General features: G+C 34.3%; 18 protein-coding genes and 2 pseudogenes. 15 read left to right on the top strand and 5 right to left on the bottom strand.

Annotated elements, in window-relative coordinates:
* Positions 1 to 110: 110 nt before the first annotated feature.
* On the bottom strand, positions 111 to 773 hold the full coding sequence (locus V7S50_RS16715; RefSeq protein ID WP_242252698.1) for a DUF1796 family putative cysteine peptidase: 663 nt from the start codon (positions 771 to 773) through the stop codon (positions 111 to 113).
* A gap of 448 nt (positions 774 to 1,221) precedes the next feature.
* Between V7S50_RS16715 and ppsA the strand changes: the two genes are divergently transcribed.
* A complete protein-coding gene (gene ppsA, locus V7S50_RS16710; RefSeq protein ID WP_242252699.1) occupies positions 1,222 to 3,828 on the top strand; it encodes a phosphoenolpyruvate synthase in 2,607 nt (868 codons plus the stop codon).
* Between the two features lie 56 nt (positions 3,829 to 3,884).
* Here the strand turns inward: ppsA and V7S50_RS16705 are convergent, their stop codons facing one another.
* On the bottom strand, positions 3,885 to 4,502 hold the full coding sequence (locus V7S50_RS16705; protein WP_286676860.1) for a TetR/AcrR family transcriptional regulator: 618 nt from the start codon (positions 4,500 to 4,502) through the stop codon (positions 3,885 to 3,887).
* Positions 4,503 to 4,673: 171 nt separating this feature from the next.
* Between V7S50_RS16705 and V7S50_RS16700 the strand changes: the two genes are divergently transcribed.
* From V7S50_RS16700 to V7S50_RS16685, 4 genes and pseudogenes are all read left to right on the top strand, one after another.
* A complete protein-coding gene (locus V7S50_RS16700) occupies positions 4,674 to 5,855 on the top strand; it encodes a YhgE/Pip domain-containing protein (protein ID WP_242252701.1) in 1,182 nt (393 codons plus the stop codon).
* 112 nt (positions 5,856 to 5,967) lie between these two features.
* Positions 5,968 to 6,429 (top strand): DUF2691 family protein, encoded by a 462-nt coding sequence (locus tag V7S50_RS16695; protein WP_242252702.1) that lies wholly within the window; start codon positions 5,968 to 5,970, stop codon positions 6,427 to 6,429.
* Positions 6,430 to 6,455: 26 nt separating this feature from the next.
* Positions 6,456 to 6,970, top strand: a pseudogene (locus V7S50_RS16690) (GNAT family N-acetyltransferase).
* Positions 6,971 to 7,849, top strand: a complete 879-nt coding sequence (locus tag V7S50_RS16685; protein ID WP_242252703.1) for an aminoglycoside phosphotransferase family protein — start codon at positions 6,971 to 6,973, stop codon at positions 7,847 to 7,849. It begins immediately after the preceding pseudogene.
* Between the two features lie 50 nt (positions 7,850 to 7,899).
* Here the strand turns inward: V7S50_RS16685 and V7S50_RS16680 are convergent.
* A pseudogene (locus V7S50_RS16680) lies at positions 7,900 to 9,708 on the bottom strand (S-layer homology domain-containing protein).
* A 240-nt stretch (positions 9,709 to 9,948) separates the two neighbouring features.
* Between V7S50_RS16680 and V7S50_RS16675 the strand changes: the two are divergent.
* The 4 genes from V7S50_RS16675 (at position 9,949) to V7S50_RS16660 (ending at position 14,804) form a co-directional block, all read left to right on the top strand.
* Positions 9,949 to 11,277 carry a YjiH family protein gene (locus V7S50_RS16675; RefSeq protein WP_242252704.1) on the top strand — a complete coding sequence of 443 codons (1,329 nt, stop codon included), beginning with the start codon at positions 9,949 to 9,951 and terminating at the stop codon, positions 11,275 to 11,277.
* Between the two features lie 676 nt (positions 11,278 to 11,953).
* A complete protein-coding gene (locus V7S50_RS16670) occupies positions 11,954 to 12,541 on the top strand; it encodes a GNAT family N-acetyltransferase (protein ID WP_242252705.1) in 588 nt (195 codons plus the stop codon).
* A 329-nt stretch (positions 12,542 to 12,870) separates the two neighbouring features.
* Complete coding sequence (locus V7S50_RS16665) at positions 12,871 to 13,503, top strand: YdcF family protein (protein ID WP_063225232.1); 633 nt, start codon at positions 12,871 to 12,873, stop codon at positions 13,501 to 13,503.
* A 152-nt stretch (positions 13,504 to 13,655) separates the two neighbouring features.
* Complete coding sequence (locus tag V7S50_RS16660; RefSeq protein ID WP_242252707.1) at positions 13,656 to 14,804, top strand: acyl-CoA dehydrogenase family protein; 1,149 nt, start codon at positions 13,656 to 13,658, stop codon at positions 14,802 to 14,804.
* A gap of 216 nt (positions 14,805 to 15,020) precedes the next feature.
* On the opposite strand, the gene V7S50_RS16655 is transcribed toward V7S50_RS16660, so the two are convergent.
* Positions 15,021 to 15,491: a DinB family protein gene (locus V7S50_RS16655; RefSeq protein WP_063225234.1), complete on the bottom strand. Its 471-nt coding sequence runs from the start codon at positions 15,489 to 15,491 to the stop codon at positions 15,021 to 15,023.
* 69 nt (positions 15,492 to 15,560) lie between these two features.
* Between V7S50_RS16655 and V7S50_RS16650 the strand changes: the two genes are divergently transcribed.
* The 5 genes from V7S50_RS16650 to V7S50_RS16630 all read left to right on the top strand — a co-directional run bounded on the left by V7S50_RS16650 (position 15,561) and on the right by V7S50_RS16630 (position 20,221).
* A complete protein-coding gene (locus V7S50_RS16650; protein ID WP_242252708.1) occupies positions 15,561 to 16,265 on the top strand; it encodes an ArsR/SmtB family transcription factor in 705 nt (234 codons plus the stop codon).
* 204 nt (positions 16,266 to 16,469) lie between these two features.
* Entirely contained in the window at positions 16,470 to 17,591 is a 1,122-nt protein-coding gene (spoIIP, locus tag V7S50_RS16645; RefSeq protein WP_242252710.1) for a stage II sporulation protein P, read from the top strand.
* Positions 17,592 to 17,831: 240 nt separating this feature from the next.
* Positions 17,832 to 18,509, top strand: coding sequence for a copper homeostasis protein CutC (locus V7S50_RS16640; protein ID WP_242252711.1), 678 nt, complete (start codon positions 17,832 to 17,834; stop codon positions 18,507 to 18,509).
* A gap of 171 nt (positions 18,510 to 18,680) precedes the next feature.
* Positions 18,681 to 19,232 (top strand): signal peptidase I, encoded by a 552-nt coding sequence (gene lepB, locus V7S50_RS16635; RefSeq protein WP_063225238.1) that lies wholly within the window; start codon positions 18,681 to 18,683, stop codon positions 19,230 to 19,232.
* 155 nt (positions 19,233 to 19,387) lie between these two features.
* On the top strand, positions 19,388 to 20,221 hold the full coding sequence (locus V7S50_RS16630; RefSeq protein WP_242252712.1) for a DNA alkylation repair protein: 834 nt from the start codon (positions 19,388 to 19,390) through the stop codon (positions 20,219 to 20,221).
* Between the two features lie 196 nt (positions 20,222 to 20,417).
* Here V7S50_RS16630 and V7S50_RS16625 read toward each other — a convergent pair whose 3' ends face one another.
* Entirely contained in the window at positions 20,418 to 20,573 is a 156-nt protein-coding gene (locus V7S50_RS16625) for a hypothetical protein (RefSeq protein ID WP_180230819.1), read from the bottom strand.
* 187 nt (positions 20,574 to 20,760) lie between these two features.
* Here V7S50_RS16625 and V7S50_RS16620 point away from each other — a divergent pair, with 187 nt between their 5' ends.
* Positions 20,761 to 21,513, top strand: a complete 753-nt coding sequence (locus V7S50_RS16620; RefSeq protein WP_063225240.1) for an IclR family transcriptional regulator — start codon at positions 20,761 to 20,763, stop codon at positions 21,511 to 21,513.

Raw genomic sequence — 21,513 nt, 5'->3', positions numbered from 1 at the left:
TTAGTGGGGGATTACAAAAAACAATAATTTACTCCTAGAATTAAGGTGGAGACGTATCAATTTATATAAAGTACAAACAAAAAATATTGATTGTAAAGTTGTAGTTTCTACTATTTTTTTGAGTTTAAGTGTATATCTTTTAAGAGGACATACCAAGTTCTTTTATTTTGATAATTACTTGAAACTTGAATAGGGAAAACATGATCAAGCCCCCATTCTAATTCGTTTATTTCATTTTCAAGTCCTGTTGGATAGAGTAAAAGAATTTTAAAATTATTTTTAACAATATTTGATAAAACTGTTTGTAATTCTAGCGCTTCAGTCAAGTTTCCGCCCCATCTAACAAATAAAATGGATTGTGAATGATGAATTTTTTCGTAAAAATTATCAATTCTTCGATCTAATTTTTGTTTAAAATCATGGTATGTGATGAACCAATCTTCATTTGGAATAACAGGGAAATCATGATAGGATGTTACGTTATATTTTGTGTCTTTTATAATATGAGAAAAAACAGGTTGTATCACGCCATCATTAAACACAATATTTTGATCCGGCATTGCGTGCATGTTTTTTAAATCCATAAAGTCTATAAAATTATTTTTCAATAATTTGTTGATAGAAGAAAGATTCGGTGATTCAAACCAATCTAGAGGACCTGAATATTTCCGCAGCCTATATTTTTTTAGATGAATAGCAGTATAACAATTTTCCCCTAAACTAATAACATCATCATAAATGCCTTGAGGCCCTTTCATTTCCAATACAATCATCCTTTTTTTAGAAAAATTAGAAGGTATATATAAATTCTAAAAAGCGTTACTATGACACAGAATATGCTTTTGAAAAATAGGAGAACTGATTCATTATAAATAATATATGTATGTATAAAAACTCCTGTGAAAAGGCTCACAGGAGGATAAACTAAAGCGTATTTCGGGTTATATACCATTTGTTGAGGTAAGAATTGTGTGTGATAATTAATGGCGTTTTTATAAAAAAAGTGGAAAAACAGAACTACATTGAAGTGAGTTGTGAGTAAATTATAATTTGAAATTGAGCGAAAATAAGAAGCCCCAATTGCAGAATGAAGCAACTGGGGCATTTTTTAATCTCTTCCTAACTTAATTATATCATGTAAATCAAGTTCGAAATAGACTGTTTATTCTCATGTACTACTGCTACAATCAAGAACACATGCATAGTAAGGAGAGATGTTATATGAGTTCTTTCGTTCTCGATTTTCAGGAAATAGAAAAAACGCAGCTTTCACTTGTCGGTGGAAAAGGCTTGAATTTAGGGGAGTTATCCAATATTCAAGGGATACAAGTGCCAGAAGGATTTTGTGTTACAACGGTAGGATATGAAAAGGCTATCGAGCAAAATGAAGAGCTTCAAACTTTATTGCAGCAGCTAACAAAGTTGAAAAAGGAAGAGCGAGCTCAAATTGGTGAAATCAGTAAGAAGATTAGAGAAATCATTATGGCAGTAGAAATCCCTTCTGATGTAGTGGAAGCGGTAGCTCAATATCTCTCACGTTTTGGAAATGAACATGCGTATGCAGTTCGTTCTAGTGCGACGGCTGAAGATTTACCATATGCCTCGTTTGCTGGTCAACAAGATACGTATTTAAATATCATTGGAAAAGAAGCAATTTTGCAGCATGTAAGAAAGTGCTGGGCTTCTTTATTTACAGATCGAGCAGTCATGTACCGTATGCAAAATGCTTTTGAACATAATCAAGTTTCTATATGTGTTGTCGTTCAAAAAATGGTTTTCCCGCAGGCTTCGGGCATTTTATTTACTGCTGATCCAGTTACTTCCAACCGAAAGGTGTTATCAATCGATGCCAGTTTTGGACTTGGCGAGGCATTAGTATCGGGACTCGTCTCCGCTGATAATTATAAAGTAAAAGAAGGCGAAATCGTCGATAAGGTGATTTCAACTAAAAAAGTAGCTATCTATGCTTTAAAAGAGGGTGGAACAGAAATAAAACAAATTGATCCGGCTCAGCAAAAGATTCAAACATTGTCTGAACAACAAATTTTACAATTAGCACAGATCGGAAGGCAGATCGAAGCTTATTTCGGTTGTCCGCAAGATATCGAATGGTGTTTAGTTGATGATGCATTTTATATTGTCCAAAGCAGGCCAATCACGACTTTATATCCAATTCCGGAAGCAAATGATCAGGAAAATCATGTGTATGTATCGGTTGGTCACCAGCAAATGATGACTGATCCTTTGAAGCCATTAGGAATGTCTTTATTTCAGTTAACATCCTTTGGACCGAGGTTTCAAGCTGGGGGAAGGCTGTTTGTTGATGTTGCACAAAGATTGGCTTCGCCTACTAGTAGAGAACTTTTATTAAATACGATAGGGAATTCGGAACCACTTATTAAAGATGCATTAACGACTGTAGTCGAGCGAGATGATTTTATTAAATTGTTACCAGATGATGAAAAAGAAAAGAGTGTTGGTAAAAGCGGGCCACCTGTAAGCTCGCAACCACAAATCGAAAACAATCCGGCAATCGTTATGGATTTAATAAAGAAGAGTCAAGCATCAATCGAAGAGTTAAAACGAAACATGCAAACGAAATCAGGGGTGGATGTACTTGATTTTATTTTGGAAGATATTCAGCAATTAAAGAAAATACTATTTCATCCGCAAAGTATGGCTGTCATTATGGCAGGTATGAATGCTTCAACATGGATCAATGAAAAGATGGAGCAATGGCTAGGTGAAAAGAATGCAGCGGACACCCTTTCTCAATCAGTACAAAATAATATTACTTCAGAAATGGGTTTAGCATTAATGGATGTTGCTGATGTGATTCGGCCATATCCAGAAGTTATTGCGTATTTACAACATGTAGAAGATGATAGCTTTTTAGATGAACTTGTTCAGTATAAAGGCGGAGAAAAAGCTCGAGATACAATCGTTGCTTTTCTAAATAAATACGGAATGAGATGTAGCGGCGAAATCGACATTACGAAAACGCGCTGGAGTGAGAAGCTAACAACCATTATCCCGATGATTTTAAATAATGTAAGAGACTTTGAATATGGTGCTAGTAAGCAGAAGTTTGAAGAAGGGCTGCAGGAAGCTTTGAACAAAGAAGAAGAGTTATTAGAGCGATTACAGCATTTGTCAGATGGAGAACAAAAAGTAGAAGAAACGAAGCGAATGATTCGTAACATCCGTAATTTTATTGGCTATCGTGAATATCCGAAATACGGCATGATTAATCGTTACTTCATATATAAGCAGGCGTTATTGAAAGAAGCGGAGAAACTTGTGCAGAACGGTGTCATTCATGAAATCGATGATATATACTACCTAACTTTTGAAGAGCTTCATGAAGTTGTTCGTACGAATAAACTAGATTACGAGGTTATTCATAAACAAAAAAATGATTACAAAGTATATGAAAAACTAACGCCTCCGCGTGTAATGACGTCTGATGGAGAAATCATTACAGGTAAATATAAACGAGAAAATCTCCCGGCCGAAGCGATCGTAGGTTTGCCGGTTTCTTCAGGAGTGATTGAGGGGAGAGCTCGCGTTATTTTAAATATGGAAGATGCGAATTTAGAAGATGGAGATATATTAGTTACTGCATTTACTGACCCTGGCTGGACGCCGTTGTTTGTTTCTATAAAAGGGTTAGTCACTGAAGTTGGCGGACTCATGACACACGGAGCAGTGATTGCACGTGAATATGGATTACCAGCAGTCGTTGGAGTAGAGAATGCTACGAGATTAATAAAAGACGGACAACGAATTCGGGTACATGGAACTGAAGGGTATATTGAAGTGTTGTAATGAAATAAAAGATCATCCGCTATAAATAGTGGATGATCTTTTTATTTTGCAACAACTCACTTTTTTAACCCAGCTGCATAAAAAGGTCCATGAACTGCGATTGTTGATAAAATACGAGCAATTTCCTCAGGTGTTTCTTTTTGCCCGTTATTTAACCATTGCTGAATAACACCAATATGAGCAGATGCCATATAAGAAGCTAAGTATTGGCTTGGGACAAGTAAGTTCTCTTTATTAATGAGAGCGCCATTCGTATCTTCAAATAGTGTTTTCCACATAAAGTCTTTCAGTTTTGTTTGGAAAGATAAATCTCCTTTTGGGCTAAGTACAGCTCTCATAAAATCACTATTTTCATTTAGAAATTCAAGAATAGAAGTGATAAGTAGAAATGGCATTGTTGGGGAAGGATTTGATCCAAGATCTGCAATCACTTCTGGAAACTTTCTTTTTGCAATGCTAGAAAACTCATACATAATTTCTTCTTGGCATTTCGTCATTAAATCAAATTTATCTTGATAGTGCGCATAGAAAGTACCGCGATTTATGTTTGCTTTCGTTGTAATATCTTTCACTGTAATAGCGTCGAAACCTTTTTCTTCAATTAATTCCACAAATGCATTTCGTATGGCAGTTTTCGTACGAACAACACGTAAATCTAAATTACTATCACGCAAAGTATGTCCCTCCTTAATTTTATTCAACACATTTCAAGAATGTGTATGATAACGGACACATTCACGATTTTTGATTATTGTATAAGGTTCAACTCGAACATATAATTCAAAATATAAATAAACAACACGTTGTTGGTTATTATAAATTAAATTACAGGAGGAGAAAAGAAAATGTTTAAAAATAAACTTTTATTGTTATCACCAGTTGTTGCACTACTTGTAGTTTTTATTTTTTCATTAACATTATTTCCAACCGTTCAACCTAAGCCGAAAAACTTGCCAATCGCAATTGTAAATGAGGATCAAGGAGTAGAAATTCCGAATCAATCGAAAATGAACATGGGACAAACGATTGTTGATAATATGAAAAAGACATCAAAATCAGAGGAAGAACCTGCGGTAAAGTGGGTAGAAGTAAAAAATAAGGAATCCGTGCAAAAAGGTTTAAATAATCAAGAGTATTACGCAGCATTAGTCATTCCGAAAGACTTTAGTACAAAACAAGCATCATTACGAACACCACAACCATCTTCAGCAGAGGTAGAAATATTCATAAATCAAGGAATGAATACAGCAGCATCAACTGTGGCAGGACAAATGTTGAATGGTGTAGTAGATAATATGAACAATACTGTTCGTACACAACTATTAGAAGGATTGAAAGCAAAAGGAGCTACTTTAACAACAGACCAAGCTGCGAAATTAGTAACACCTATTGTAAAGAACGTGACAAATGTGAATGAGGTCGGAAAAAATAGTGCGAACGGTAACTCACCAAATTCATTATTCCAGCCGTTATGGATCGCAAGTTTAGCGAGTGCAGCGATTATCTTTATTGCGATAAGTAAAATGCCGGTAGGTTCAAGAAAAGAAAACTTTTTATTAAAATTAAAACAAATAGTAGCTGGAGCAGTTGCGACAATTGTAATTGGGTTTGGTCTGACATGGATTGCGGATGGAATGGTAGGACTAAATATTTCAAATTTCACCGATACGGCCTTATTTTTATCCATTACATCGTTTAGTTTCTTCTTAATGATATCAGCGGTACTTTCACTAGTTGGACTAAAAGGAATTGGTGTATTCGCACTCTTACTATTCTTCGGTGCACCGTTATTATCATTAGCACCTGAAATGTTGTCGTCATTTTATCAAGACTGGGTTTACACTTGGTTACCAATGCGATTTATGATTGAAGGGCTTAGAGGAATATTCTTCTTCGGAAAAGGGTTAAGCTGGAGTACACCTGTTACTGTGCTCGTTTGGATTGGTGTGGTAAGTATTGTTATTATTTTAATGACTGCTTTCAAACGTAGTGCAATAAAGGAACATAAAACGGAATTACACGCATAAAAGATAAAAAACGTTTCACTAGTAGTGAAGCGTTTTTTGATTCTTATTAACCTATAGGGAAATTGATATATCTAATATGAAACGAAAATGAAAATAAATAAGGAGCGAACAAATGAAAAGAGGGATTTTTGTAGAAGTTTCAAATGAATATGACAATCTACTTTGGAAAGTGTTAAAGCCAATCAATATTGCTTCATTTAATTGGCGAGTGGGGAATGAGGAGTCCTACTTAATAGCGCGTGTTGGATTGGATGAGGCACTATTTCCAGAGGAACCAAGTGTAGTGGAAGGATTAGATTTGAAAAATTTAGTTGAAGGCAACATATATTATCTCATTTTTGCAGATTTAAAAGCGTATCCTAAAGGAGAAATAGCAATAGATATTGAAACATATGAAGAGTTTAAGGAGAGTAAGTGTGAAGTAGTCGTATTAGTAGCGGATGGTGATTACATACAAATTTATGTGAAAGATCAAGAAGCAATTGAAATGATGTATGAAAACGCACTAACTCAAGGATTTTATGTAGAATATATAACAGATGAGAATGACGGTAGAACGTGTTTGTCAGTATAGTAGTAATTTAAAAGGGGAAACACAATATGGAGAGAACTACAGTTCAAGAATATACAATTCGGATTGCTACGGAAGATGAAAGTAATAGCATTATTACTCTATTAAAAGAAGTAGCAAAGTGGCTACAACATAAAAAAGTAGATCAATGGCAGTATCTTTTAGGAGAAGAAGCAACGACTGAAATATTAGAAGGCATAAAAGAGAAATATACGTATGTTGTAATGAAAGAAGAGGAAATTGTCGGTACAGTTACAGCATCTCCTAAACAAATGAATGGGAGGAACATATTTTTGGTAAAGAGGAAGTTTCTAATTCATTATATATTCATAGATTTGCGGTGAAACGGAAGTATAAGGGGAATGGAATAGGAGAACACATTTTACAGTGGATAGATGAGAATATGCAAAGTGATAAACAGTATTTGAAGTTAGATTGTGTTGGACATAACCGTACATTAAATGATTTTTATAAGAAAAATGGTTTTGAATATATCGGTAGTAAGGATGGACATAGTAAGTTTCAAAAAAGAAGGAGGAAGTGAATGAATTCAATTAACATAAGTTTAGTAGAAAAGTTAATACAGGAACAGTTTCCTGAATGGGCACATTTAGAAGTGAAACCTGTAAAGTTTAGTGGGCATGATAATAGAACGTTTCACTTAGGGGATGAGATGAGTGTAAGATTGCCAAGTGAGGCGGCATATGCACCGCAAGTAGAGAAAGAAAATAAGTGGCTACCTATATTAAGTGAGGAGCTTTCTTTACCGATTTCTACACCACTTGCGAAAGGGAATCCATCTGAAGTGTATCCATGGCCTTGGTCTATTAATAAGTGGATAGAGGGAGAGACCGTTACGAAACAAAACGTTCGTGACTTAAGTGAATTTGCGGCAGACTTAGGATTATTTTTAGTAGAATTGCAATCTATTGATGCAAGTAAAGGACCGGTAGCTGGAGCACATAATTTTTACCGAGGCGGGCTTATATCTGTATATGATGAAGAGGCGAGAGATGCTATTGAAAATAATAAGAGTGTTTTTGATGAAATAGTATTAAAGCATCTTTGGGATTTAGCACTTCAGTCAACATGGGAGAGTAAACCAGTTTGGGTTCATGGAGATGTTGCACCAGGAAATCTACTCGTTAAGGATGGAAAGCTTTGTGCCGTAATTGATTTTGGTATTTTAGGAGTAGGGGATCCGGCTTGTGATGCAGCGATGGCATGGACGTTTTTTGATAAGAATAGTAGAGGTGTATTTAAAGAAGCATTGCACATAGATGAAGAAACGTGGAATAGGGCGAGAGGATGGGCACTTTGGAAGGCGTTAATTACATATGATGCGAATAGAGATAGTAATGAAAAAATAGCAGAAGAATCGTATCGTGTCATTCAAGTGATTACTGATGATTATGGGAAGTAATAAAAAAGTCTATTTTGAATTATACAATCAAAATAGGCTTTTTTATATGATTAATCGATACTTAAAGCTTTTTTACCCATTTGGTTATAACTGTACTCAAATCGGGATTTTACCATTGGTTGATCTTTTTTACCGTCTAATGGGTCATTATAATAAATGTTACGATCATCTACACCAGTTATGATAATAGTATGTGCATTTCTGTATCCATTTACAGTTTTTCCTTGAGGTGTTTGCCAAATTTGTTCTAGTTGTGGAGCAGTTATTTTGTTTCCTACCCAGGCTACAACTGGTTTACCATTACGTACATAGCTTTCTAATACAGAGAAATCCTGTCCTGTTAAATCTGTACCTCTTGCATGTTTATCAAGTAATTGTTTCAATGGTGCCGGGTTAATAGAGTAACCATAACTTATTCCTCTTACATCACCAACGAATCCGATGTCTGGATCACCCCAAACTGAAATTTTTCCATCTCCTGTAGTCTTGCGTCGAGTTGTATCAAATGGCATTTGATTAGCAAAGTCTACTTTATTTAATGAACCTCCTGTATAGTATTCTAAAAGCATTTGGAGTGAAACAACTGTACTTCCTTTTTGTAATTCCGGCAATTGATTAATGGCAGGAACATTTAAGAGGAGCTTTGGACGTAAGAGATAAGACATGTTTATCCATTTTGGTCCTTTATCTGTACGAATTTGTACCCATCCGTCATCTCCTATAGCTAATTCTTCTATGCCACCTTGTGGAGCATACTTTCCAGATATTTTAGAAGAAAAATTAGGGCTATCGTAAGCGAAAAATGTTCTTGGTATGTATGTTAGTTCTTTTCCTTCACCCTCTTTTAAATATGGATTCATCCATTGAAGACCTTCGCTAGTGCGAATTTTTAACCAGATGCTATTTTCTTCAACGACTGTTACAGTTTGAGGGGGATATTTACCAACCACGTATCCTGTTCTTGACGGTCTATCAAAGGTAACAAAGTTTTTATCAATGTATACGTGTTTCTCTTTTAATGGTGTCCACTTTAACCCATGATCCGTAGCAATTTTAATCCATCCGTTTTCAGATTCATCGAATACAGTAACGGTTTGTGGTGCATATTCAGCAAGTATACCTGAATGAAGAGAGGTCTCAGGATAAATAAAGTAATGTTGTTTCATAGTAACTTGCTTTAATTTAATTTCTTTATCTTTCGATTGGTCTGTGCGAGCAACTAAACTTGCAGCTTCTGCACGGGTAATAGTTTTATCTGGATACCAATGACTACCACCATAACCCAGTTAAATACCAAGAGCAACAAGAAGATTGGCCGATTTTTCACTCCAGTGTCCTTTTAAATCTCGGAATACAGTAGGGAGTTTTTCAGTGGCCTTTTTGTCTAAGTTATATGAATGAACAAGCATAGAAGCCATAGCCGTTCTTGTTAGTTTTCCAGAAGGCTCGAAATTACCATTACCGACTCCTTTAATAATCCCAGCTTTTTCAACTGCAGCAATATAAGGAGTGGCCCAATGTTCTTGAGAATCTTTAAATGATGGTTTTGCTGAAGTGTCTATTTGTAAGTTTAATATTTTTGCCATGATAATTGCGGCAGAAGCTCTATCGATTTCAAGGTTAGGTCCAAATGTACCGTCTGGTAAGCCAGATAAGACTTTTTTCTTTACTAAATAATCAACGGACGGCTTTGCCCAGCCAATAACATCGGGAAACTGATAGTAGTAATCGTCTTCGTCAATCTCTAACTGCGCATTATTTTTTTGTGTTACAGTTTCACTCACAGCTAAAGAACTAGATGGAGTGATGATAGCACCAAGTAGCAGTGCACTTGCCATAGTCATTTTTATTGTTTTCAAATTTCCATTCTCCTTCTATTGTTATGTAGGTTAATTTAAAGAGTAAATTGAAAAAATAAATAACATTGTTACAAAATAATTGTTTTAAATGCATATATGTAACATTTATGAAGAATATTATATGATAATTTTTGGAGACTGACAATAAAAAGTAAGATTATTGCTTGTATAATTTTCAATTGAAAAGAAGGGATTCAATATAAATGTACAGAATATTTAGATAATAGGAGGTGTCGAATTTTGAGTGAAATTGAATTAAAACGGAATGTAATTAAGACAGGGAGTGAGAAGGGGACTATTCTTCGGTTTATACTCGCTAGTCTCGTTGGGGTATTTATGTTTTTCGTACCAGTTACGATAAATGGTGCTTCGTCCATTATGATTGATCATATCGTTTCATGGATCAGGACTTCTGTTCCGAGCGTAGTACCTTATTACGCACTACTTGTTATGGTAATGGGTGCGATTTACCCGTTTTATACGAAAAAATGGAATGCGTCTATCGTAGATGTTTGTTTTTCTATTTTAAAAGTAGTCGGTGTTGTTTTCGGTGTACTATATTGTTTTAAAGTGGGACCAGCTTGGTTCTTTGCGCCAGATGTAGGACCGTTTTTGTATGAGAAACTAGTAATATCGGTAAGTTTACTCGTTCCAATTGGCTCGGCTTTTTTAGCGTTATTAGTCGGATATGGATTGCTAGAATTTATTGGTACATTTTGCCGTCCGATTATGAGACCATTATGGAAAACACCAGGACGATCGGCAATCGATGCGGTTGCTTCCTTTGTGGGAAGTTATTCGCTTGCGCTTCTTATTACGAACCGCGTATATAAAGAAGGAAAGTATACGACAAAAGAAGCAGCTATTATTGCTACAGGTTTTTCTACAGTTTCTGCTACATTTATGATCATCATCGCAAAAACATTAGACATTATGCATTTATGGAATGTTTATTTTTGGACTACTCTTGTTGTAACATTCATCGTAACTGCTATCACCGTAAGAATCCCACCCCTTAGTAGAAAACCAGATACATATGTAACGGAAGAAGGGTTCCCAGAGCCTGTTTATAAAGAGAAAATGCTAGAACGCGCTTGGGAAGATGCGTTAGAAGTATCGAAATCTGCACCAAGTATTATGAAAAATATCGCAGTGAATTTAAAAGATGGATTTATTATGACGATGGGAATTTTACCATCCATTATGTCAGTAGGATTAATTGGTATCGTCTTAGCGAAATTCACGCCAATATTTGATTGGATCAGTTATATTTTCTATCCATTTACATGGCTATTACAATTACCAGAAGCAGACTTAGCTGCTAAAGCGGCATCCGTAGGTATTGCAGAAATGTTTTTACCATCTCTTTTAGTTGTAAGTGCACCACTTGTGACAAAGTTTGTCATTGCGGTTGTTTCGGTCTCATCTATATTGTTTTTTTCAGCTTCCATTCCTTGTATTTTATCGACAGACATTCCGTTAAAAGTATCTGAACTTATTGTTCTGTACGTGCAGAGAACGATATTAACGTTACTTATAATTACGCCGATTGCTTATTTGTTACTTTAAAGTTTTAAAAAGATAAAGCTATAACAAAAGAAGCCTTCTGTAAAAGGAAGGCTTCTTTTATTTGTTATTTTTATTAAGCTAATAAAGGCAAATACCCTAAAAAGAAAAAATTATACATCTTCAGGTGAAATTGTATAATTTTTTGAAGATTTATTTGTTGTTCGTATATGACGTAATACTTCTTAAGAAAATTCCTAACCCTGCAAAAAAGAATCCTAAGCATAATAAGCTTCCTGGCGTTCCCCAAGTGATTTGATCTAGCATTTTTATACCCTCCCATTTACCCCATATTAATTAACCGTAAAACTTTCACTGATTAAAGTTTTTCTTTATTATTATATAGTATTTTTAGGATTTTATCCAGATTTATCCATACTATCAACCTGAAAAATTGATCCATAAATGAAAAAACAATAATCTTTTTGTAAAAATAATAGAGTTTTAGATGTGCAACTCTTTAAAGAACGCACACTAGACTTTTAGAAAAACTTCACATGAAATGAAACCAATATAAATTTAGCTTGATACAAAGGGATGTAAACGGTATTTGTTAGAGATTTTTGGTGGGGTATTAAAAATTGAATGTAAGTGCATTTAAAAGTAGGTTTTAATATTTTATAATTGATATAATAAGATATTATTTTGTGTGATATAGTAAGAAAAAGGGGGCCTATAAATGGAAATGATTCATGAAAGAGCAAAGTTACGGTTAATGGATAGTGATGATGTCGAAACTTTGTTTTCGATTGTAGAAGGAAATCGGGATATTTGGGCGTATTTAATCTCTAAAATGGATAGTGTTCAAGATATGCAGCAATATGTTCAAAAAGCGATACAAGGTTATGGAAAGGGTACACAAATACCTTTCGTTGTAGTGGATCAACAGACGAATACGATTGTAGGGAGTACACGCTTATATAATATTTCAGTAGAAAATAAGACAGTCGAGTTAGGGCAAACGTGGTATCATCCAAGTGTGCAACGCACGAGTATAAATACAGAGTGTAAGTATATGCTTCTCCAGTATGCTTTTGAAAAACTGCATATGCGGAGAGTACAAATTAAGACGGATGCAAGAAATGAAAAAGCACAACGAGCAATTGAAAGGTTAGGCGCAGTAAAAGAGGGTGTGCTTAGAAATGAAAGAAAATTACCGAATGGTTATGTGAGAGATGCAGTTGTGTACAGTATTATCTCGAGTGAATGTCCAGGCGTAAAAGAAAAATTGTTAGAAAAATTAGAGTTGTATAAAGAAAATCTATAATTCGTGTTTTGAAAGGTATATTGTTCGTGATGTATGAAAAATATACCTTTTTTCTTACAAAATGCTACTTTATTTTAATTCCTTTTGTTTCATCGTTCCCTTCTGAGAAAAAATTCGTTACAATGTAGTTGTATGGTAATAAACTTATGAATTTAAAAAATGTAATGAAAACCGCAAATGAAAATGAATTGATAATCCTCAATTTTAAATGAAAACCCTTTTATACATAAATAACAAGTAAAGTTCCTTCTTTTAAATAAACTCAAACAAAACGATTTGATATAAATGTTTTTTATAGAAGTATGGATGATGTACGGAGGCAATTACAAATGAAAGAAAATAAGAAGAGTAAGAAAAGACGAATCTTTCAAGTATTTTTACTAATGATTTGTTCTGCTATTTTATATGTAAGTTATGCAGCTTACGATATTTGGAGTTATCGTTTTAAAGCAAATGATGACGTGAAAACGGATGCTGGTATCGTACTAGGAGCAGCTTCATGGAACGGAAAACCATCTCCTGTATTTAAAGAAAGAATTAATCACGCGATTTCTTTATATAAGAACGGAAATATTAAAAAGATTATTTTTACAGGTGGTACAAAGTTCGAGGCAGAACTTGAGGAAGCGCGTACTGCAAGAGTATATGCAATGAAACAAGGTGTAAAAGAGGAAGATATTTTAATTGAAACAAAATCTCTTTTCACTGAAGAAAATTTAAAAAATGCGAAGCAAGTTGGAATAGAGAACGGCATACACACATACACGATTGTAAGTGATCCACTTCATATGAAACGCGCAATGAGAATCGCAAAACATATTAATATTGAAGCATATGCTTCACCAACACCGACATCAGCATATAAAACGTTAGATACAGAAATACCATTCTTCTTTAAAGAATTATTCTCGTATATTGGATATGTAACCTCTTTGCCGTTAAAGGCATTGAAGGGAGACTAATAAGAAAAGAACCTATCTTTCAATAGGAACTTTTCTTATTAGTCAAAAACATTGTATTTTTATCGGAATAGTGAAACAATAGAGAGGTAGCTTCATATAATCATAATGACAAAATGAACGGTTTATGAATCGAGCATAAAGGAGATTATAGTATGGCACTCTCATTTGTTGAAACAGAAAAACAATCTTTAATTATTGAACAAATAAATAAATTGATTCCGAAGTTCATGGAAAGGGAGCATCAACTAAGTGAATTAGGATCATTTCCGTATGAAAATATAAATGATTTGAAAAATATCGGATATACGAAATTAACGTTACCGAAAGAATTTGGTGGTAGTGCGATTTCTTTATATGACTTCGTTTTATTTCAAGAAAAAATTGCGGAAGGCTGCGGAGCTACTGCATTATCGATTGGCTGGCATATGGGCATTGTGAAAGAGCTAGCGGAAAATCGCTCTTGGAATGATGAGATGTTCAAATGGTTTTGCGAAGAAGTGCGTAATGGTGCACTCTTTAACCGGGCAGCAACAGAGCCGAAAACAGGGAGTCCGACGCGTGGTGGAAAACCAGAAACAATAGCGGTTCAACAAGGCGAGAAGTGGATTATAAATGGAAGAAAAACTTTTACAACGATGGCGCCAGTACTTGATTATTTTATTATTTCAGCGAGTATTGAAGACCGTGAAGAAGTTGGTGAGTTTGTCATTCCAAGAAATACGCTCGGTGTATCCATTGAAGAAACGTGGGATAGCGTTGCGATGCGAGGGACTGCTAGTCACGACCTTGTCTTACAAAATGTAGAGATAGAAAACCGCTTTTTTACGGATGTAAAAGGCGGGAAAGTGAAACAAAAGGGTATTGGCTGGTTGCTACATATACCAGCATGTTATTTAGGAATTGCACAATCTGCAAGAAATTATGCAGTTCAGTTTGCGGGATCATACAAGCCAAATAGTTTAAACCATTCTATTAGTTTATTACCGAATGTTAGAAGATTAGTTGGAGAATTAGAACTCGAGCTTATGCAAGCTCGCGTCTTTTTATATCAAATTGCGAAAAAGTACGATGAGGCAGAAGATAAACTTTCGCTGCAAGCAGAACTAGCAGCAGTGAAATATGCAGTAACGAATGCGGCGATATCCATAGTGGATAAATCTATGCGCATCGTAGGAGCAAAAAGTTTATCAGAAAAAAATCCGCTTCATCGTTACTATTTAAATGTCAGAGCAGGATTACACAATCCACCGATGGATGATGCAACACTATCTATGTTGGCGGATGCGGCGTTTCGTTCGTAGGTTTTTTAACTTGAATTTTATTGTTTATGTACAATATAGTTGTTTTGAAAGCACGTGTTTGATTAGTAATCGAACACGTGCTTTTTATGTGCAGGAACGTACCAAGTTGAGATGTAGGTTTTTAATATAAATGGTTATCATGGTTTTGTGATTGTTTCTTGTTGAAAAATTCTTATTGTAATGCCAGCTTGGAAACTTTGTAAATAATTACTAAATTCAATCCCAAATCAATGGTCTTTCTAAATTTACCATTCGCAAATATTGTAAAAATTGACCTGCATGGACCGCATCATGATAGGCAATTCGTAATAGCATATCGCCTAAATATCGTTGATAGCCAACATCGCTTCGATCAATAAGTCTTGAATCTAGCTCGGCTATGCTTATTGATTGAACATATTCTATGAAGTCAGTAAAGTATGATTGTGCCAACTCAATTTCTTTTTTCACACAAGTAATTGGCTCGTCATCATACGGGATATCTATGTCGTTTATTGAGCCGTTGTTTTTTAAAATCATATGATAGTAAAAAGTTGAGCTCCATACGTGACGAATCATTTCACCAAAGGACATAGCCTCATTATCAGGCTTCCAATTAAGAAAATTATCAGGAAGAGAATTCCATAATTTTTCTGAGCGTCTTCTCGTTTCTTTCAAATTTAATATACTAAGATCAATTGCATTCATAATAAATTCTCCTTTACTATTAAACTTAAAATAATTGTATCAATTTAACAGTTAGGGTATCATCGAAATATGAATGTATATCCGAATATCTCATATATAGCTAAATTAATTGCTGAACCTACAAGAGCTATCATCTTAGATTGTCTAATGAATAATCAGGCACTACCTGCTAGTGAATTGGCTTATATGGCAAAAGTGTCACATCCAACGATTAGTTCTCATCTTTCTAAATTAGTAGAGGGGAATCTACTTACAGTTGAACAACATGGTAGACATCGTTACTATCGACTTGCTAATCAAGAGGTAGCAGAAGTTATTGAAAAGTTAGGGACAATTGCACCAATAGCCCAAGTTCGCTCTTTAAATCAATCGAATCAACTAAAGCAAGTTCGTTATGCTCGAACTTGCTATGATCATCTTGCAGGCAAGCTCGGTGTAGAGATAACTGAAAAATTACTTGCTAGTGAATTTATAATTTTAGAGGAAGGAGAATACATTGTAACGGAACAAGGTAAAAGATGGTTTCTGAATTTTGGAATAAATATTGAAACAGCAGAAATAAAGAGGAGGGTATTTGCAAAACCTTGTCTTGATTGGAGTGAACGACGCTACCATATTTCTGGTTGGTTAGGATCTGCAATAGCAAAACTGTTTTTTGAACAGGAATGGATTACAAAAACGGATAAGACTCGAGCCGTCCATCTTACAAAAAAAGGTATGAAGTTATTGAAAGACCAATTGGGAATTGACATGAAAAATGAAGAAATTAAATAACCTGAGTCTATATAAAATATAGACTCAGGTTATTTAATTTCTTATAAAATCTTAGATGATATTTGCGCAAGGCAAATTTAACTTCAATCACTTTATGGAAAGAGATTAAATGAAAACATAGTAGTTGAGGAAGTTCTATTAAATTAATAATCATATTACTTAAAAATTATGCGTAAGAATATATTAAATGAAGGGAGATATAAAATGAATAAAGTTAAACTGAAAGTATTTAATATAAAGTATGTAGTGATATGTATTTTATTCACGATTATATGTATTCTCACTTCATTCTTCATTTCTAGTAATTCAAGCTTATTTAAATCGTATTATGTTAATCAATTATTAGGAACGAATTCTACTAAAGGTCTTATGTATATGATAGGAAGTGAAAATCATTATTTTGCAGAAGAATTTCATAAAGAAAAAGGACGAGCGTCTTTGGAATCTTTTTTACTTTCACTTTCTACAAATATTAATGTAAATGACCTCCGAAGCTTATTAACTCGAGAACTTCCAAATATGAATCAATTTTATTCGGAAATATTAATTGCTGGAGAGGGAACAGATTATACGAACATTCCTGAAGAATCCAGCATTCCTTTAGAGAATATTAAGAATGAAGGTACTGCTGTTAAACACCCAAAGAGTGAGAAAGAAAACAATTCAAATACACAAAATAACGGTGAAAATAAAGTTTTTATTTATCATACACATAGTTGGGAGTCGTTTATTCCTCTAATTCCAGGTGCTACTATACCTAATGATGCCTCCAGTACAAATAATGAAGTGAATATTACGTTTGTTGGAAATTATTTAAAACAAAAGTTAGAAGAAAAAGGAATAGGCGTTTCACATGATACGACAAATATGAGGGATTTTCTGCGAAATAAAAATTTAAACTGGGCGCAATCCTACAAAGGATCTCGTCAAATATTACAAGATAAATTAGCACAAGATAAAAATATTATGTTTCCAATGGACCTTCATAGAGATGATGCACGAAAAAATATTACAACCAAAAATATTAATGGAAAGAATTATGCTCGGCTCTATTTTATATTAGGACGAGAGAATCCTAACTTTGAAAAAAATAAAAAAATAGTAACGGCAATAAATTCATATTTAGACGAGAAGTATTATGGTTTAAGCCGAGGGATTTTTATTAAAGATCGTAAAAGCGGGAATGGAGTATATAATCAAGACCTTTCTCCAAATGCATTACTTATTGAAATGGGAGGTGTAGATAATACACCAGAAGAATTATATGCTTCCGTTGACGCATTAGTAGAAGCATTTAGCCACTTTTATAATGAAGTAGTTAAGTAAAATAACTAAATATATAGGGGAAATCTAGTGTTTTTATAAAATGAAAAGGAGTGACACCTAGTATGAAGTTCTAGGGGGTTACTCTTTTTTGTAGTATATGGAAAAATATCATTACCCAAAAATGTTATCAATTAAAAAATCTTTCTTTTCATTCTTCTTTTTATCATTTTATAGGAGAATACTATGCTTCTTATTTCACCTACTGTATAATAAGAAAAAAGCACGAAAAGAGGTCATCTCATGCTAGAGGTTATTGCAACATGTTTAGAAGATGTGAAACGAATTGAACGAGCTGGTGGGAAGCGAATTGAATTAATTACATCTTATACAGAAGGCGGTTTAACGCCAAGTTATGCTTTTATAAAAAAAGCGGTAGAAGCAGTACATATACCGATTCACGTTATGATTCGTCCGCATGCGAAGTCTTTTACATATACGGAAGAAGAAATTGAAATGATGAAAGAAGATATTGTAGTTGCTCAGGAATTAGGAGTAGCTGGTGTTGTATTAGGTGTATTAAATGAAAAAAATGAAGTAGATGAAGAGAAACTAGCGGATTTGTTATCTGTGGTAGACGGGATAAATGTCACATATCACCGTGCAATAGATGATATAGAAAATCCAGTAGAAGCGATGAGAACTTTAAAGAAGTTTCATAAAGTGACTCATGTTTTAACTTCAGGTGGACAAGGAAATATAGTAGAGAATATTCCGGTGCTTACAGAAATGCAAAAGGTAAGCGATGGTCAAATTCAACTTGTAGCTGGAGCTGGTGTGACGAAAGAAAATATAAAGCGATTGCTAGATGAAACTGGAATTTCGCAAGCTCATGTTGGTACAGCGGTAAGAGAAGGGAAATCATGTTTTGCTGAAATTGATCTTAATTTAGTACAAGAATTAGTTCAAATCATAAAGTGAAATTTTAATTAGTGGGGGGTTCTTCCCCCACTGATTATTAGCCCTCACCAATCGGGCTTTTACGGGCAGTTGATCCACATCTAGCTTCTTTGCTTTCGCTGAATTTTGAGGTGAGGGTCTTACTGCCCATTAAAGCGGGATAAAATAAATGCGTAAGAAAGAGGAGAAACGATGAAGGAAAATACGAAGAAAGAATTATTCTCATGGGCGAAAACGATAGGATTTACTCTTGTATTAATCGCAATTATTCGCGGTGTTTTATTTACACCTTCATTAGTACAAGGCGAATCGATGATGCCCACTTTAGAAAATAACGAACGAGTTCTCGTGAATAAGATTGGTTATAGTATAAGTGGATTAGAACGCTTTGATATTATCGTCTTCCACGGAAAAGAAGGATATGATTTAGTAAAACGAGTAATTGGTTTACCGGGCGATACAGTTGAGTATAAAAATGATGTTTTATATGTAAACGGAAAAGCGATGGAAGAACCATATTTAAAAGAGTTTAAAGAAAAAGCAACAGGCCGTGTATTAACTCCAGACTTTACGTTAGAACAAATCACAGGAAAAACGAAAGTGCCAGAAGGCCAAGTGTTTGTTTTAGGGGATAATCGTGAAGTTTCGAAAGACGGTCGTATGTTTGGATTTATTTCAGAAGATGAAATTGTCGGAAAAGGACAAGCTGTTTTCTGGCCGTTGAAACAAGTAAGAGCGTTATAAAGAAAAAGTATGGGAGAAATATTCTTCCGGTGGATTTAAAGCACATTTTTTGTAAAACTGAATGTTCATTTAAGAAAGACAGAGGCCATTTTGATTAGCATTTTTCAAAATGGCCTCTGTTTATTTGAAGATAGTATTGCAAGGAGGGAATTTACATGATAACGAAAGAAGCAGAAGTTATTTTAAACAGGAAAGGAGCCAGGAAAGTAAACGAAATTCCTAAAGAGGTCTTACAATTACTACAGCAAGGGAAAGTAGAAAGTGTTAATCTAACAGAATGGCTAGCTATAAATCATATTGAACTACTTAAAAATGTCTTACCTTCAATAGGACTCAAGAATAGTTTGGAATGTATAGTAGCTGAATTAGAAAAACAGAACGTTGAAACAGGTATGAAAGTCATACGAATAACAGGAACTTTACTGGATGAAATTATACTCAAAGAGAATGAAGGGAACAAGGAAGATGTACTGTTAAAATTATCTAATCATATTTCAGATAGTGTACGATGTTGGGCAGCGTTTATGAATAAGAAATCAAATAACACATTAAAAGATACATTAACGTACATTCGACCTTTTGCGGCGGATCATCATTTTGGTGTTCGAGAAATTGCTTGGATGTCAATTAGAGAAGACCTTTCACAAAATATAGAAGAAAGTGTGGAATTGTTAGTAGAATGGGCAAAAAGTGAAGATGAGAATATTCGCAGGTTCTCTGTAGAATCTATTCGTCCTCGAGGGGTATGGAGTAAACATATTGAAATATTAAAACAAGAACCTGAAAAAGCACTTCCCATTCTTAATTTACTTAAATCAGATCCATCAAAATATGTACAAGATTCGGTTGGAAACTGGTTAAATGATGCAAGTAAAACTAAACCGGATTGGGTAATGAACCTGTGTGAAGAATGGGAAAAGGATACTGACATAAAATCAACTAGTAGAATTATTAAAAAAGCTAAAAGAACGATTTTGAAAAATAAGTAATATGTAACTAATAGACTTATTAGTTGTACGAAGGAACAATTAATCATGTTAAAAAAAGAATACTTTGAATAACTATGAGAAGAGCATGTATTGATCAATACATGCTCTTTATATTTTCTTTTATATCTGTGTTATTAATGAAAGATGATCAAATTTTATTTCAAATCTAAACTTCCGTACTTTTTTATTGTAACTTTTATTCTAATAGTTTTGTAGCAATGTGAAATTTGGAAATTGAACCGTCGTGATTTCTAAAGTTAATTTTATATTCACTGTCAGGAAGCGAATCACTCCAATATAAATTACATTCACTAATAGTTCGTTCTTCACGTGTTAAAGTTCTATCAATCATCCAAGAGCCTTTCATTCTATATAAATCACATATTATTTGTGTTTTTTTATAGCGGACAAAATATATCGGATTATGTATGTGAAAAAAATATTGATAGAATTGAAAGAATATTTTATAATTTTAAATTATATGTTTGTTTCGAAAAACGGAATTTAAGTTCCGAAATTCGGAATAAGAGGGAGATAGAATGAGTATAAATAAAACGGCAGTTAAAACAATGGATATTTTAGAGTTGTTTTATGAGCATGAAGAGCTCAGTTTAACAGAGATGGTTCAGCTTACAAGTATGCCGAAAACATCTGTTTATCGTTTAATTGGCTCGTTAGAAGAAATGGAGTTTTTACAAAAAAACGAAAAGGGGAAATATCGTCTAGGAGTCGTTTTTTTACGGTTTGGTCAACTTGTCTCACAAAGATTATCAGTAAGAAATATTGCGATTCCATATATGAAAGAGCTTAGAGATAGTTTAGGGCAGGCAGTTAATTTAATTATCCAAGATGGAAATGACGCGATTTATGTGGAAAAGATGGAAGGTGTTCAGCCTGTACGTGTGTATACGGCGGTTGGAAGACGAGCTCCACTTTATGCCGGTGCATGTCCGAGGATTTTATTATCATATTTCTCAGAGGAAGAGAAACAGAAGTACGTAGAGGAAACGGATTTAAAACAGTTTGCAGATGGAACAATCGTGGATAAGAAACAATTGCTAGAAGTGTTACAAATGGCGAAAAAGGAAGGACATACAATTAGCTACTCTGAGTTAGAAAATCATACAGCGGCTATAGCAGCACCCATTTTCGCAAGCGATGGAACGATTGTAGCAGGCATTAGTATTTCGGGATTAGCAATTGAGTACAGCGAAAGCAATATATCATATTTTATCGCGAAGGTAAAAGAGACAGCAAATCGCATTTCGAAAGAACTCGGCTTTTTGGCATAG

Origin of the sequence: Bacillus sp. CCNWLW194 (assembly GCF_037120585.1) — a bacterium.
Taxonomy (GTDB): domain Bacteria; phylum Bacillota; class Bacilli; order Bacillales; family Bacillaceae_G; genus Bacillus_A; species Bacillus_A basilensis.
This window is presented reverse-complemented; position numbering and strand designations above follow the sequence as displayed.